This window comes from Bacillus cereus group sp. MG1, from assembly GCF_040460035.1.
In the GTDB taxonomy this organism is placed as follows: domain Bacteria; phylum Bacillota; class Bacilli; order Bacillales; family Bacillaceae_G; genus Bacillus_A; species Bacillus_A cereus.
On sequence record NZ_JARVGY010000003.1, the window covers coordinates 69,232 to 83,948 of the forward strand.

Here is a 14,717-nt window from a genome sequence, read left to right on the forward strand (position 1 = left end):
CGTTTTCATTATTGGTAAGACCACTTTTAAAAGTTGGCACGGTATTTGCTTTATAAATAGACGAGGGACGACGGAAAGGGTTGATTACAAAATATGAAGTTAGAATACTTAATTGATCAAGCAGCAGGAAAGCCTAAAAAAACTGTGGCTGTAGCAGTAGCTGAAGATCATGAAGTAATTGAAGCTGTAGCGAAAGCAATTAAATTACAGCTAGCTCAATTTCGTCTATATGGAAATCAAGAAAAAATAATGGGGATGCTACAAGAACATGGTTTACAAACTTCAGAACATGTTGAAGTGATTGCAGCAATGTCTAGTGCTGAAGCTGCAGAACTTTCTGTTAAAGCTGTGAGAAATGGTGAAGCAGATGTGCTTATGAAGGGGAACATCCCAACAGCGAATATTTTGAAGGCTGTGTTAAACAAAGAGTGGGGCCTACGTAAAGGTAGCGTACTTTCACATGTAGCAGCATTTGAAGTTCAAAATTACGATCGTCTTATTTTCGTTACAGATGCAGCGATGAACATCGCACCTGACGTAACACAAAAAGCTGCTATTATACAAAATACTGTAGAAGTTGCCCGGGCAATAGGAATCGACTTGCCAAAAGTGGCACCAATCGCAGCAGTAGAAGTTGTGAATCCAGCGATGCAGGCGACAATTGATGCAGCGATGTTAACACAAATGAATCGCCGCGGACAAATTAAAGATTGTATCGTTGATGGACCACTTGCTTTAGATAATGCAGTATCACAAATTGCAGCAGAACATAAAGGCATAGTAAGTGATGTAGCAGGTAAGGCAGATATTTTACTCGTCCCAACGATTGAAGCTGGAAATGTGCTATATAAATCACTCGTATACTTTGCGGATGCAAAAGTAGGAGCAATGATTGCTGGCGCAAAAGCACCAATTGTTTTAACATCTCGTGCTGATTCAGCAGAAACAAAAGTATATTCATTAGCATTGGCAGTTGCGACTGCTTCAAAATAAACCAAAAAGGGTAAAACATTAGGGGGAAACGACAATGACATTAGAAATCTTCGAATACTTAGAAAAATATGATTATGAGCAAGTAGTATTTTGTCAAGATAAAGAATCTGGTTTAAAAGCAATTATTGCAATTCATGATACAACACTTGGACCGGCTCTTGGTGGAACAAGAATGTGGACATATGATTCTGAAGAAGCGGCGATTGAAGATGCATTGCGTCTTGCAAAAGGGATGACATATAAAAACGCAGCAGCTGGTTTAAACTTAGGTGGTGCGAAAACAGTAATTATCGGTGATCCTCGTAAAGATAAGAGCGAAGCAATGTTCCGTGCACTAGGACGTTATATCCAAGGACTAAACGGACGTTACATTACAGCTGAAGATGTTGGTACAACAGTAGATGATATGGATATTATCCATGAAGAAACTGACTTTGTAACAGGTATCTCACCATCATTCGGTTCTTCTGGTAACCCATCTCCAGTAACTGCATACGGTGTTTACCGTGGTATGAAAGCAGCTGCAAAAGAAGCTTTCGGTACTGACAATTTAGAAGGAAAAGTAATTGCTGTTCAAGGCGTTGGTAACGTAGCATATCACCTATGCAAACATTTACACGCTGAAGGAGCAAAATTAATCGTTACAGATATTAATAAAGAAGCTGTACAACGTGCTGTAGAAGAATTCGGTGCATCAGCAGTTGAACCAAATGAAATTTATGGTGTTGAATGCGATATTTACGCACCATGTGCATTAGGCGCAACAGTTAATGATGAAACTATTCCACAACTTAAAGCAAAAGTAATCGCAGGTTCTGCAAATAACCAATTAAAAGAAAATCGTCACGGTGACATCATTCATGAAATGGGTATTGTATACGCACCAGATTATGTAATTAATGCAGGTGGCGTAATTAACGTAGCAGACGAATTATATGGATACAATAGAGAACGTGCACTAAAACGTGTTGAGTCTATTTATGACACAATTGCAAAAGTAATCGAAATTTCAAAACGCGATGGCATAGCAACTTATGTAGCGGCAGATCGTCTAGCTGAAGAGCGCATTGCAAGCTTGAAAAATTCTCGTAGCACTTACTTACGCAACGGTCACGATATTATTAGCCGTCGCTAATCATTCATATATAACTTTTACAAAAGGCGTGGTTATCTCGTATGAGGTTTCCACTTCCTTTTGAATTTATTAGTGGAGGTAGCAACATTGTCTGTAAATCGAATTCTTGTTATTAACCCAGGTAGTACATCCACAAAAATTGGTGTTTTTGATAATGAAAGACCCGTTTTAGAAGAAACGATTCGTCATGACGTAGAACAGATTGGGAAATACAAGCGAATTATCGACCAATATGAGTTTCGAAAAGAAACGATTTTAGAAGTTCTACATTCTCATGGTATTAACATTTCAAAGTTAAACGCTGTTTGTGGACGTGGTGGATTACTTCGTCCAATCGAAGGCGGTACGTATACAGTAAACGATGCGATGTTAGAAGATTTAAAAAATGGGTTTAGCGGTCATCACGCTTCAAACCTTGGAGGCATTTTAGCATATGAAATTGCTTCTGGATTAAACATTCCTGCATTTATTGTGGATCCTGTCGTTGTAGATGAGATGGAGCCAGTTGCTCGTATAAGTGGTATTGCTGGTATGGAACGTAAAAGTATCTTCCATGCATTAAATCAAAAAGCAGTTGCTCGTAAAGTAGCTGAACAGTTAAACCACAAATATGAGGATTTAAATTTATTAGTTACGCATATGGGCGGTGGTATTACAGTTGGTGCTCATAAAAAAGGAAGAGTAATCGATGTGAATAACGGTTTAAACGGAGAAGGACCATTTAGTCCAGAGCGTGCTGGTACAGTACCAGTAGGGCAACTAGTAGAAATGTGTTTCTCTGGTGAGTATTACCGAGATGAAATGATTAAAAAGCTTGTCGGACAAGGTGGACTTGTAAGTTTAATCGGTACAAATGATGCGATTAAAGTAGAGAAAATGGTTGAAAAAGGTGATCCTGAAGCAACTCTTATTTATAAAGCAATGGCATATCAAGTTGCAAAAGAGATTGGTGGAGCTAGCGCTGTACTTCACGGGAAAATCGATGCAATCGTATTAACTGGTGGACTGGCATACAGTAAAATTCTTGTCGATGAAATAAAAGAGCGAGTGGACTGGATTGCAGATGTTATCGTACATCCAGGCGAAGATGAGTTAGAAGCGTTAGCAGAAGGAGCACTTCGTGTATTACGTGAAGAAGAAGCTCCAAAAGAATACGTTGTACGTGAAAAAGAAACGGTAGCTAGGGGTTGAGATAATGGCAAAAGAATATGATTTAGTCATCGTTGGCGGCGGTACTGGTGGATATGTTGCTGCAATTCGTGCATCACAACTAGGGTTAAAAACTGCACTAGTCGAAAAAGAAAATCTTGGTGGTACTTGTTTACACAAAGGATGTATTCCTAGTAAAGCTCTTTTACGTAGTGCGGAAGTATATGCAACTGCTAAAAAAAGCGAAGAGTTCGGAGTTATTGCAAGCAATGTAGAACTAAACTTTGCGAAAGTACAAGAGCGTAAAGAGAAGATTGTAACGCAGCTTCATAAAGGCGTTCAACATTTAATGAAACAAGGTAAAATTGATGTGTTTGAAGGTATTGGCCGTATTCTTGGCCCATCTATTTTCTCTCCGATGCCAGGGACAATTTCAGTTGAACTTGCAAGTGGAGAAGAGAATGAAATGTTAATTCCAAAAAATGTACTTATTGCAACAGGTTCTCGTCCAAATTCATTACCAGGTTTAGAATTAGACGGAGAGTACGTAATGTCTTCAGATCATGCCCTAAAAATGGAAACGCTTCCTAGTTCAATTATTATCGTTGGTGGCGGTGTAATCGGGATTGAGTGGGCATCTATGCTTGCTGACTTCGGTGTAGAAGTTACAGTATTAGAGTATGCAAAAACGATATTACCACTAGAAGATCAAGATGTTTCAAAAGAAATGCAACGTCTATTCAAGAAAAAAGGTATTAAAGTGGTAACTGGTGCAAAAGTATTACCAGAAACATTGGTAAAAGATAATGGAGTAACAATCCAAGCTGAACACAACGGTGAAAATAAAGAATTTAAAGCAGAAAAAATGCTTGTATCTGTAGGAAGACAAGCGAATACGCAAAATATTGGCTTAGAGAACACAGATATCGTTGTGGAAAAAGGATACATTCAAACAAATGAGTTTTATCAAACGAAAGAATCGCATATTTACGCAATTGGAGATGTAATCGGTGGCCTGCAACTTGCTCACGTTGCTTCTCATGAAGGAATTGCTGCAGTAGAACATATTGCAGGGAAAGAAGTTACACCAATTGATTACTCTATGGTATCAAAATGCGTATATAGCAGTCCAGAAGTTGCTTCTGTCGGTTTAACAGAACAAGAAGCGAAAGAAAAAGGCTATAAGTTAAAAGTAGGTAAGTTCTCATTCCGCGCAATCGGAAAAGCACTTGTATACGGAGAATCAGATGGTTTCGTAAAACTTGTAGTTGATGAAGAGACAAATGACATTCTTGGTGTTCATATGATTGGACCGCATGTAACAGATATGATTTCTGAAGCGGGTCTTGCAAGAGTACTTGATGCAACACCTTGGGAAGTAGCACATACAATTCATCCGCATCCATCATTATCTGAGGCGATTGGTGAAGCAGCACTTGCTGTAGATGGAAGAGCGTTACACGCATAAAAATGTGGATTTAGGAGGTTATGAAAAATGGCAGAAGTAAAAGAAAAGCGCCATGAAGAGCTTGGCTTAAGTGATGAGCAAGTATTAGAAATGTTCCGTACGATGTTACTTGCACGTAAAATTGACGAACGTATGTGGTTATTAAACCGCGCTGGTAAAATTCCATTCGTAATTTCTTGTCAAGGACAAGAGGCTGCACAAGTTGGAGCGGCGTTCGCTCTTGATAGAGAGAAAGATTATGCATTACCATACTACCGTGATATGGGTGTTGTACTAGCATTTGGTATGACAGCTAAAGAGCTTATGTTGTCTGCTTTCGCGAAAGCTGGAGATCCAAACTCTGGTGGTCGTCAAATGCCTGGTCACTTCGGTCAAAAGAAAAATCGTATTGTTACAGGTTCATCTCCAGTAACAACGCAAGTACCACATGCAGTTGGTATTGCACTAGCTGGAAAAATGGAGAAGAAAGATTTAGTAACGTTCGTTACATTTGGAGAAGGTTCTTCAAACCAAGGTGACTTCCATGAAGGGGCAAACTTTGCTGGTGTACACAAACTACCTGTTATTTTTATGTGTGAAAATAACAAATATGCAATCTCTATTCCAGTTGAAAAACAATTAGCATGTAAAAACGTATCAGATCGTGCGATTGGTTACGGTATGCCTGGATATACAATAGACGGAAACGATCCGCTTGCAGTATATAAAGCTGTAAAAGAAGCAGCAGATCGCGGTCGTCGTGGTGAAGGCCCAACTTTAATTGAAACAGTATCATATCGTTTAACAGCACATTCTAGTGACGATGATGATCGTGTTTATCGTGATAAAGAAGAAGTAGAAGAAGCAAAGAAAAAAGATTCAATTATAACATTCGCGGCTTATTTAAAAGAAGCTGGTGTGTTAACTGAGGAATCGGAAAAACAAATGTTAGACGAAATTATGCATATCGTAAATGAAGCAACAGAATATGCAGAAAATGCTCCGTATGCAGCACCTGAAGATGCATTGAAGCACGTATACGCAGAATAGGGGGGAACGTTTCATGGCTGTAATGTCTTATATTGATGCTATTACATTAGCAATGCGCGAAGAAATGGAACGCGATGAGAAAGTATTCGTTTTAGGAGAAGATGTTGGTAAAAAAGGTGGCGTGTTTAAAGCGACACACGGTTTGTATGATCAATTTGGTGAAGATCGTGCGCTTGATGCACCGCTTGCAGAATCTGCAATTGCTGGGGTAGCAATTGGTGCAGCAATGTATGGTATGCGTCCAATCGCTGAAATGCAGTTTGCTGATTTCATCATGCCAGCAGTAAACCAAATTGTTTCTGAGGCAGCAAAAATTCGTTATCGTTCTAATAATGATTGGACTTGTCCAGTTACAATCCGTGCACCATTTGGCGGGGGTGTTCACGGTGCATTGTATCATTCACAATCTGTAGAAGCGATGTTTGCAAACCAACCAGGTTTAAAAATCGTTATCCCTTCTACACCATATGATGCAAAAGGCTTATTAAAAGCAGCCATTCGTGATGAAGATCCAGTATTATTCTTTGAACATAAACGTGCATATCGTTTAATTAAAGGTGAAGTACCGGAGGATGACTACGTATTACCAATCGGAAAAGCAGATGTAAAACGTGAAGGTGATGATATTACAGTTATCACGTACGGATTATGTGTTCATTTTGCTCTTCAAGCGGCTGAAAAGTTAGCACAAGATGGCATCTCTGCACACATTCTTGATTTACGTACTGTATATCCATTAGATAAAGAAGCAATCATTGAAGCAGCTTCTAAAACAGGTAAAGTTCTTCTTGTAACAGAAGACAATAAAGAAGGAAGCATTATGAGTGAAGTGGCAGCAATTATCGCTGAAAACTGTCTATTTGATTTAGATGCGCCAATCGCACGTCTTGCAGGTCCAGACGTTCCAGCAATGCCATATGCACCAACAATGGAAAAATTCTTTATGGTAAATCCAGATAAAGTTGAAAAAGCAATGCGTGAACTTGCGGAATTTTAATCGGGGGGACTATACATGGCTGTAGAAAATATTACAATGCCTCAGCTCGGGGAGAGCGTTACAGAGGGCACAATTAGTAAATGGCTCGTTAATGTTGGCGATCACGTAAATAAGTATGATCCGCTTGCAGAAGTAATGACTGATAAAGTAAATGCTGAAGTACCATCTTCTTTCACGGGTGTTGTGAAAGAGTTAATCGCTGGTGAAGGTGATACGTTAGCTGTAGGTGAAGTAGTTTGTGTTATTCAAGTAGAAGGCGCAGATGAAGTAGCAGCAACAGCTGTTGAGGAAAAAACAAAAGAAGAATCAAAGGCAGAAATAGCTACGTCTGAAAAAGCACCGAAAGTAAAGCAACCAACTGATGGAAAACCACGTTTTTCACCAGCTGTGTTAAAGCTTGCGGGTGAGCATAACGTTGATTTAGATCTAGTAGAAGGTACGGGAGCAAACGGCCGTATCACTCGTAAAGATATTTTAAAGCTTGTGGAATCTGGAAATATCCCACAAGCAGGTGCGGCGAAGAAAGAGGAAGCTGTAGCGGCAGTAGTAGAAGCTCGCCCAGAAGCACCAAAAGCAGCACCAGTAGCGCAAAAAGTAGAAGCTGCGAAACCAGTTTCTGTACCTACAATGCCTGGAGATATTGAAATTCCAGTAACAGGTGTGCGTAAAGCAATCGCAGCAAACATGCTACGTAGTAAACACGAAGCACCACATGCTTGGATGATGATTGAAGTAGATGTGACAAACCTTGTGTCATACCGTAACTCAATTAAAGGTGACTTTAAGAAGCGTGAAGGCTTTAACTTAACGTTCTTTGCTTTCTTCGTAAAAGCAGTAGCACAAGCGTTAAAAGAGTATCCTCAAATTAATTCAATGTGGGCTGGCGATAAAATTGTTCAGAAGAAAGATATTAACCTTTCTATCGCTGTTGCAACAGAGGAAGAACTATTTGTACCAGTAATTAAGCAAGCGGACGAGAAAACAATTAAAGGTATTGCTCGTGAAATTACAGAACTTGCAGGAAAAGTACGTACGAAATCGTTAAAAGCAGACGAAATGCAAGGTGGAACATTTACAATTAATAACACAGGATCATTCGGTTCTGTTCAATCTATGGGTATTATTAATTACCCGCAAGCGGCTATTTTACAAGTTGAATCAATTGTAAAACGCCCAGTAATTATGGATAACGGTATGTTCGGTGCTCGTGATATGGTTAACTTATGTTTATCACTTGATCACCGAGTACTTGATGGTTTAATTTGTGGTAAGTTCTTAGGACGTGTTAAAGAAATTTTAGAAAACATGTCAGAAAATAATACATCTGTATATTAATAAAAAGCTCGCTTATGCGAGCTTTTTATTCAGGCTGTGGAGAAAGTCTTCTCCACAGCCTGTTTTTGTGTCTGAACCTCTTTTTATGTGTCAACACTGATAAAAAGAGGTAAAGGAGAGATTTTTTATGATGGGTGCTTTAAAAAATCATCGTGATAAACGTGTATCTGTTTCTGTAGAAGAGTTGGTTCCACAAGATCATTTCCTTCGTGCGATCGAAGCGACAATTAGTTTTGATTTTATTGAAGAGAAGTTACGCCCTTATTACTGTGAAAACAATGGACGTCCGTCAATCCATCCTATCGTTTTATTTAAAATGATGTTTATTGGATATTTTTACGGTATTCGTTCGGAGCGTCAATTGGAAAAAGAGATTAAAACGAATATCGCCTACCGTTGGTTTTTAGGGTTTTCTCTATCAGATACTATTCCAGATCATTCTACAATCAGTTGGAATCGTCGTACTCGCTTTATTCATACAAATATTTTCGAAGAAATTTTTGATGAGATCGTGAGGCAAGCGACAGAGCACCGGATGGTGGGAGGACGTGCGCTGATGACAGATTCTACGCACATTAAGGCCAATGCTAATAAAAATAAGTTTGTACATAAATATAAAAAAGAAAAGGCAAAGTTTTATATAGATGAACTAGAAGCTGCGGTAATTGAAGATCGTGAGGTACACGAAAAAAAGAATTAAAACCCAGAAAGGAAAGTGATACTCCCACTAAAAAAACTCGTATAAGTACTACGGATCCAGATAGTGGATTTTTAATGAGAGATGGAAAACCGAACGGTTTTCATTTCTTAGACCATCGTACGACTGATGCGAAGTACAATATTATTACAGATACTTATGTAACGGCTGGAAATATGGCAGATTCCGAGCCATATTTAGCGCGTCTACAAGCTCAAATTGATAAATTCGGATTTAAAGTGGAAGCTGTAGCTCTTGATGCAGGCTATTTTACAGGGTATATCTGTAAGAAATTATCGGAGAGAAATATATTTATGGTGATGGGGTATCGCCGATTTGGAAAACGAAATAAAGAAGTACCAAAAAGCCAATTTAAATATGTAGAAGAAATGAATGCATTTGCTTGTCCGGTGGGGTGTATTTTAGAGTATGCGACAACGGATCGTGAAGGATATCGTCACTATAAATCCAACCCAGAAGACTGCGCTGTTTGTCCGCTACGTGAGGTATGTTTTTCAAAGAAACAAAAACAAAAAGTTATCACTCATCATATATGGGAGAAATATAAGGATATCGCTAGAAAAAACAAACTAACAGTTACAGGGAAAAAGTTGTACAAAGTACGCTGTTCAACTATAGAGCGAAGCTTTGCGGACGCCAAAGAACTACATGGCTATCGATATGCTCGATTTCGGGGGCTGAAGTCTGTCCAAATGCAGGCTTATCTCACCGCAACTTGTCAAAACATGAAAAAAATAGCCCTCCATCTGACCAAAAAAGGTCTGGTGGAGGGCTATTTTTTTGAAACTCTATTATTTTATGTTGTTTTTATTCGCTAAAATCAAAATGATTCCAGAGTGTGGGGAACCCTAAAGGGTTTCCCAACACTCTGAATAAAAAGCTCGCTTATGCGAGCTTTTTATTATCTTATTTCTTCATCTACATCCTACTATATGTATAAATATCTTTCCCAGTAATCTTACAATAAACGATTATGTATTAGGAATTTACGAAAATACATTGCTGATATATGGTATATGGATATAAAATAAGAAAAGAATAATTTTTTTGGCAAATCTTACTGACGAAACTGTAGTATAATATATTGTATTGTATGAAAAAGAGAGTTATTCTATATAAGTGTTTTATAGATAATGTGTAATCAGTCGTCAAAACATGAAGAATGTTGACTCCTGGTTTTTTATTTTTGCCGTAACAATGTTTCAGGAGGATGTCATGAAAAGAAGTACCGAGTTTCTAAAAAGTTTAGATGTAAAATTAATTTTAATTTTGTGTGCACTATGTGTGACGAGTATAGCTGCTATATATAGCAGTCAGCAAACGGGACAGTATGGAGCTGCAAACTTTGCTATGAAACAAGGTGTTAACTACATAATTGGGGTTGTATTGTTACTTCTTGTTGCAAGCATCGACTTAGATCAATTGCAAAAATTATCTTGGCCGCTTTATATTGCTGGGTTTGCTTCACTTATTCTTTTGAAAGTATTACCACCATCAGGTTTTACACCTGAAAAATTAGGTGCAAAAAGATGGTTTGTTTTCCCAGTATTTGGACAAATTCAGCCGTCTGAGTTTTTCAAAATTGCATTGCTACTTGTAGTAGCGAGTATAGCAGTGAAACATAATGCACAGTATATGGCAAGGACATTCCAAACAGATTTAAAGCTAGTAGGTAAAATTATGCTAGTGTCACTTCCACCTATGGCGGTTGTATATAGTCAACCTGATACAGGTATGGTGTTCTTATATGCTGCTGCTATTGCATGTATTTTATTTATGTCAGGTATTCAAAAGAAATTGATAGCATTATGTACAGTTATTCCGTTGACCATATTATCTGCTTTAATATTTATTTTCTTTAAGTATCAAGATTTTTTCTATAATAATTTAGTTACTTTACTAAAGCCTCACCAACAGTCGCGTATTGTAGGTTGGTTAAATCCATTTGAAAATGCAGATCAAGGTTATCAAACACAGCAATCGATTTTAGCTGTAGGTAGTGGAGGAATGGAAGGTAAAGGGTTTGGGGGAGGAAGCGTCTATATTCCCGAGAAGCATACTGACTTTATTTTCGCTACAATTGCCGAAGAAGGTGGATTTATCGTAGCAGCCTTAGTTGTCTTCTTGTTCCTATTACTACTATATCGAACAATTATTATTGGTTATTCCGCTGATAATTTATTTGGTACATTATTATGCGCTGGATCAATCGGTATATTAACAGTTCAAATATTCCAAAACATCGGTATGATCGTTGGATTAATGCCTGTAAAAGGTATTGCATTACCTTTCTTATCGTATGGGGGAAGTTCCTTATTCTCAAATATGATTATGATGGGGCTCATATTATCGGTACGGAAAACTTATAAAAAATATATGTTTTCAGTTAAGTAAAAAAAGCTGGTTCGTTTTTAAACGAACCAGCTTTTTTTACATATATGCTCATAAACGTTGCAAACTAAAACAGGATAGCAGTTTGAGACGGGTAAGGAGTGCAAAGTGATGCATATGCATATTTTTGAAGGAGCACGGCATCTTTCTAATAGTGAATGGGTTATTCGGGCTATTATAGCATACATATTTTTAATATTAGTTGCGAAAGCGATGGGGCAAAGGTCTATCGCACAACTTCGTTTTTTAGATGTTGTATTAGTGTTATTGCTTGGTGGGAATATTTCTAACTCATTGTCTGATGAAAAAGTAGGGTTACTGGGATCGATGATTACAACGTTCATACTTGTTGTACTTCATATTATAAGCTCAGTTTTAATGCTGAAATGGGATAGATGGAGACGTTTTTTAGAGCCAGCACCTATTATTCTTATACATAATGGTTCCATTGATTTTAGCAATTTGAAAAAGGCGAGAATTACCGTGGAATATTTGTTTTCGGAACTTCGTATGCGAAATGTGAGCGATATTCAAACGATTAAATTAGCATTATGGGAAGCGAACGGTGTCGTTTCTATATTTCGGTATCCAGAATATGAAGCAGTTTCGCGGCTTGATCTTAAAGTGGCGGGAAAAAAATCTCCAGTTTCTTTTGTATTAGTAAAGGATGGGAGGATACAGAAAGATGTTCTTGCATTATTAGGAAAAACAGAAGCGTGGGCGAGAGAATTTCTAGAGGAGAGTACAGAAGTCGAATCTATTATGTTAGCTACAGTAGATGAATCACATAAAATAAATATTTTGTTAAAAAAATGAAAAATATACGCATTTTGTCGTTTCGTACATATGATACAATAGTGTGGACAACGAAAAAGGAGGCGATACGGTGGGATATGTAGAAGAATTACGAAAAATAGTTGGTCATCGCCCTTTAATTTTAGTTGGTGCTGTTGTACTCGTTATAAATGAAAATGGATATGTTTTATTGCAGCAGCGGACAGAGCCGTACGGAAAATGGGGGCTACCTGGCGGGCTAATGGAGCTTAGTGAATCACCAGAAGAAACAGCTTATCGTGAAGTATATGAAGAGACAGGAATAAAAGTGAAGAACTTGCGACTAATCAATGTATTTTCTGGAGCGAACTACTTTACAAAATTAGAAAACGGTGATGAATTTCAATCTGTAACAACCGCCTATTATACGGATGAATACGAAGGGGATTTTGTTATGAATAAAGAAGAAGCAGTTCAGCTTAAATTTTTTTCAGTAACAGAACTACCTGACTATATTGTAGGATCGCATAAAAAAATGATTGCTGAATATATGAAGATTATGGAAAAAAAGATATAATAATAGTGAAAGAAATACAAAAACACAGCTCTGGTTGGTAGTCCAGACGCATGATTTCATGTCAGTAACCTTCCCCTCCGGGATGTCCCGTATTTCTAATCTTTTAAAGGAGGGGCTGTCAATGGATTTGACAGTATATCACGATGGCCAATTTTTTGTTGGAATCATTACATGTAAAGAAAAAGGGAAATTGTATGGAGCGAGGTATATTTTTGGGTCGGAACTGTCAGATGAAGAAGTGCTTATGTTTGTGAATGGTTCACTTTTAGAGCATTTTCAGCACTTTGCAAAATGTGGTGTAGAAGTTAAAGAAAAACAGCGTCCTAAAAACATAAAGCGTATCATACGACAAGCAGCAAAAGAAACAAATGTTAAACGTTTTACTAAGGCGCAAGAGGCAATTAGTTTATCTTATGAATTGCATAAACAAGAAAAGAAAGTGCAGTCTAAAGAGAAGCGAGAAGCTGAAAAAGAAAGAAGACGTTTAATGAAAGTACTAAAAGCAAAGCAAAAACATCGTGGTCATTAAAGAAAAGGTGTTAGAGCAAGAGCTCTAACACCTTTTCTATACTTAAATACAAGTAAACTTACTTGTATTTCATAAACATTAACTGGTAAGATACAAATAGGTAGTTTTAGAGGAGGGAAAAGAGTGATTAATTTTAACTTTTTTATGAATGATGTTGTCCGCCAAGCGCGTGAAGAAATTGTCTCTGCTGGATATACAGAATTGACGACGCCGGAAGCGGTAGAAGAAGCGTTTAAAAGAAATGGAACAACACTTGTAATGGTAAACTCTGTATGTGGTTGTGCAGGTGGTATTGCTCGTCCTGCTGCTGCGCATTCCGTACATTATGATAAACGTCCTAACCACCTTGTAACGGTGTTTGCAGGTCAAGATAAAGAAGCGACAGCAAGAGCGCGTGAATATTTCGAAGGGTACCCACCTTCTTCTCCATCATTTGCTTTATTAAAAGATGGAAAAATTGTAACGATGGTAGAGCGTCATGAAATTGAAGGTCATGAACCGATGCAAGTTATTGCAAAACTACAATCGTATTTCGAAGAGAATTGTGAAGAACTATAAAAAATAAGAGAAAAGGCGGCACATCCACAATCAAGTGGATGTGCCGCCTTTTTTATTTATTATTAAAATTCATGAGATAATAGTTATGTTATTTTATGCATTATTTTATACATAATAAGCAGTGTTTGTATTGCTTTTTTATTTATTTTTATTTTATATATTGCATAAAAATAAAAGTGCTGATACAATACAAACATCGAATAAATATTCTATTAAACTTTTAAATATACATTATTAGGGGGAAGAAAGATGAAGAAGTTAGTATCAATATCGTTTGCACTTATTTTAATTGTAAGTATATTCAGCGCTTGTAGTAATGGGGAAGAAAAGGCAACTGGAAAAAGTGAAAAAGTACTGGTTATGGGGACTTCAGCGGATTATAAACCATATGAATACGTGGAAGCTTCAAAAAGTGATGAAATTATTGGTTTTGATGTTGATGTTGCTAAATATATCGGAAAAGAACTTGGGTATGAAGTGAAAGTGAAAGATATGGATTTTGGTGGTTTATTAGCATCTCTTAGTTCAGGAAAAGTTGATTTCGTAATGGCAGGCATGACGCCAACTGCAGAGCGTAAAAATAATGTTAATTTTACAGATATTTATTTTGTTGCGAAAAATATGGTCATTTCTAAAAAGGATTCTAACATTAAATCTGTAGAGGATTTAAAAGGGAAAAAAGTAGGAGTACAAACAGGGTCTATTCAGGAAGAGAAAGCAGCAGAATTTAAAAAACAAGTAGATTTCCAAGTTGAGGGACGTGACCGTATACCAGAAATCGTACAGGAAATTAAAGCTGGTCGTTTTGATGCTGCAATTATAGAAGACACAGTTGCTAAAAATTATTTAGAGAAAATGAAAGATTTACAAGGAATTGAAATTAAAGAAGCACCAGAAGAAGTTGGAGCAGCAATTGCCCTTCCGAAAAACAGTGATAAAACAGCTGAATTTAATAAAGTAATTAAAAAAATGCAAGAAAATGGAGAAATGGATAAATTAGTGAAGAAATGGTTTGGCAGCGGAAAATAAGCTGCCTTTCACTTTTCTGTGAGGGGAATGAAAAG

Annotated in this window: 14 protein-coding genes; all 14 read left to right on the plus strand. The window is 37.4% G+C overall.

The features are described from left to right. The first annotated feature begins 93 nt into the window (after positions 1 to 93). Positions 94 to 993, plus strand: a complete 900-nt coding sequence (gene yqiS, locus QCI79_RS30240) for a phosphate butyryltransferase (protein WP_000764671.1) — start codon at positions 94 to 96, stop codon at positions 991 to 993. Between the two features lie 34 nt (positions 994 to 1,027). Beyond that, complete coding sequence (locus QCI79_RS30245; protein ID WP_000171357.1) at positions 1,028 to 2,128, plus strand: leucine dehydrogenase; 1,101 nt, start codon at positions 1,028 to 1,030, stop codon at positions 2,126 to 2,128. A gap of 87 nt (positions 2,129 to 2,215) precedes the next feature. After that, positions 2,216 to 3,319, plus strand: coding sequence for a butyrate kinase (gene buk / locus QCI79_RS30250; protein ID WP_000115780.1), 1,104 nt, complete (start codon positions 2,216 to 2,218; stop codon positions 3,317 to 3,319). 4 nt (positions 3,320 to 3,323) lie between these two features. Next, a complete protein-coding gene (gene lpdA, locus QCI79_RS30255) occupies positions 3,324 to 4,745 on the plus strand; it encodes a dihydrolipoyl dehydrogenase (RefSeq protein ID WP_001051289.1) in 1,422 nt (473 codons plus the stop codon). Positions 4,746 to 4,772: 27 nt separating this feature from the next. Further along, a complete protein-coding gene (bfmBAA, locus tag QCI79_RS30260; RefSeq protein ID WP_000852551.1) occupies positions 4,773 to 5,774 on the plus strand; it encodes a 3-methyl-2-oxobutanoate dehydrogenase subunit alpha in 1,002 nt (333 codons plus the stop codon). A gap of 13 nt (positions 5,775 to 5,787) precedes the next feature. Then, positions 5,788 to 6,771 carry a 3-methyl-2-oxobutanoate dehydrogenase subunit beta gene (gene bfmBAB / locus QCI79_RS30265; RefSeq protein WP_000290071.1) on the plus strand — a complete coding sequence of 328 codons (984 nt, stop codon included), beginning with the start codon at positions 5,788 to 5,790 and terminating at the stop codon, positions 6,769 to 6,771. A gap of 15 nt (positions 6,772 to 6,786) precedes the next feature. Continuing rightward, positions 6,787 to 8,106 (plus strand): dihydrolipoamide acetyltransferase family protein, encoded by a 1,320-nt coding sequence (locus QCI79_RS30270; RefSeq protein ID WP_000257679.1) that lies wholly within the window; start codon positions 6,787 to 6,789, stop codon positions 8,104 to 8,106. 127 nt (positions 8,107 to 8,233) lie between these two features. Continuing rightward, positions 8,234 to 9,642, plus strand: a protein-coding gene (locus QCI79_RS30275) for an IS1182 family transposase (RefSeq protein WP_209291804.1) whose coding sequence is annotated in 2 segments (ribosomal slippage) — positions 8,234 to 8,792 and positions 8,792 to 9,642 — 1,410 coding nt in all. Because the reading frame shifts where the segments join, the coding sequence is not laid out codon by codon here. 397 nt (positions 9,643 to 10,039) lie between these two features. Further along, complete coding sequence (locus QCI79_RS30280; RefSeq protein ID WP_000831181.1) at positions 10,040 to 11,218, plus strand: FtsW/RodA/SpoVE family cell cycle protein; 1,179 nt, start codon at positions 10,040 to 10,042, stop codon at positions 11,216 to 11,218. A gap of 108 nt (positions 11,219 to 11,326) precedes the next feature. Further along, entirely contained in the window at positions 11,327 to 12,031 is a 705-nt protein-coding gene (locus tag QCI79_RS30285) for a DUF421 domain-containing protein (protein ID WP_000550971.1), read from the plus strand. Positions 12,032 to 12,101: 70 nt separating this feature from the next. Beyond that, positions 12,102 to 12,566, plus strand: a complete 465-nt coding sequence (locus QCI79_RS30290) for an NUDIX hydrolase (RefSeq protein ID WP_000542555.1) — start codon at positions 12,102 to 12,104, stop codon at positions 12,564 to 12,566. 121 nt (positions 12,567 to 12,687) lie between these two features. Continuing rightward, a complete protein-coding gene (locus QCI79_RS30295; protein ID WP_000366590.1) occupies positions 12,688 to 13,095 on the plus strand; it encodes a YjdF family protein in 408 nt (135 codons plus the stop codon). Between the two features lie 144 nt (positions 13,096 to 13,239). Next, complete coding sequence (locus tag QCI79_RS30300; protein ID WP_001979317.1) at positions 13,240 to 13,653, plus strand: BrxA/BrxB family bacilliredoxin; 414 nt, start codon at positions 13,240 to 13,242, stop codon at positions 13,651 to 13,653. Between the two features lie 249 nt (positions 13,654 to 13,902). Continuing rightward, complete coding sequence (locus QCI79_RS30305) at positions 13,903 to 14,682, plus strand: transporter substrate-binding domain-containing protein (RefSeq protein WP_000737668.1); 780 nt, start codon at positions 13,903 to 13,905, stop codon at positions 14,680 to 14,682. The last annotated feature ends 35 nt before the right edge of the window (positions 14,683 to 14,717 follow it).

Bases quoted from the DNA above. Each gene is read 5' to 3' on its own strand.
- yqiS (WP_000764671.1), top strand. From the start codon at position 94: ATGAAGTTAGAATACTTAATTGATCAAGCAGCAGGAAAGCCTAAAAAA.
- QCI79_RS30245 (WP_000171357.1), top strand. From the start codon at position 1,028: ATGACATTAGAAATCTTCGAATACTTAGAAAAATATGATTATGAGCAA.
- lpdA (WP_001051289.1), top strand. From the start codon at position 3,324: ATGGCAAAAGAATATGATTTAGTCATCGTTGGCGGCGGTACTGGTGGA.
- bfmBAA (WP_000852551.1), top strand. From the start codon at position 4,773: ATGGCAGAAGTAAAAGAAAAGCGCCATGAAGAGCTTGGCTTAAGTGAT.
- bfmBAB (WP_000290071.1), top strand. From the start codon at position 5,788: ATGGCTGTAATGTCTTATATTGATGCTATTACATTAGCAATGCGCGAA.
- QCI79_RS30270 (WP_000257679.1), top strand. From the start codon at position 6,787: ATGGCTGTAGAAAATATTACAATGCCTCAGCTCGGGGAGAGCGTTACA.
- QCI79_RS30280 (WP_000831181.1), top strand. From the start codon at position 10,040: ATGAAAAGAAGTACCGAGTTTCTAAAAAGTTTAGATGTAAAATTAATT.
- QCI79_RS30285 (WP_000550971.1), top strand. From the start codon at position 11,327: ATGCATATGCATATTTTTGAAGGAGCACGGCATCTTTCTAATAGTGAA.
- QCI79_RS30295 (WP_000366590.1), top strand. From the start codon at position 12,688: ATGGATTTGACAGTATATCACGATGGCCAATTTTTTGTTGGAATCATT.
- QCI79_RS30300 (WP_001979317.1), top strand. From the start codon at position 13,240: ATGAATGATGTTGTCCGCCAAGCGCGTGAAGAAATTGTCTCTGCTGGA.
- QCI79_RS30305 (WP_000737668.1), top strand. From the start codon at position 13,903: ATGAAGAAGTTAGTATCAATATCGTTTGCACTTATTTTAATTGTAAGT.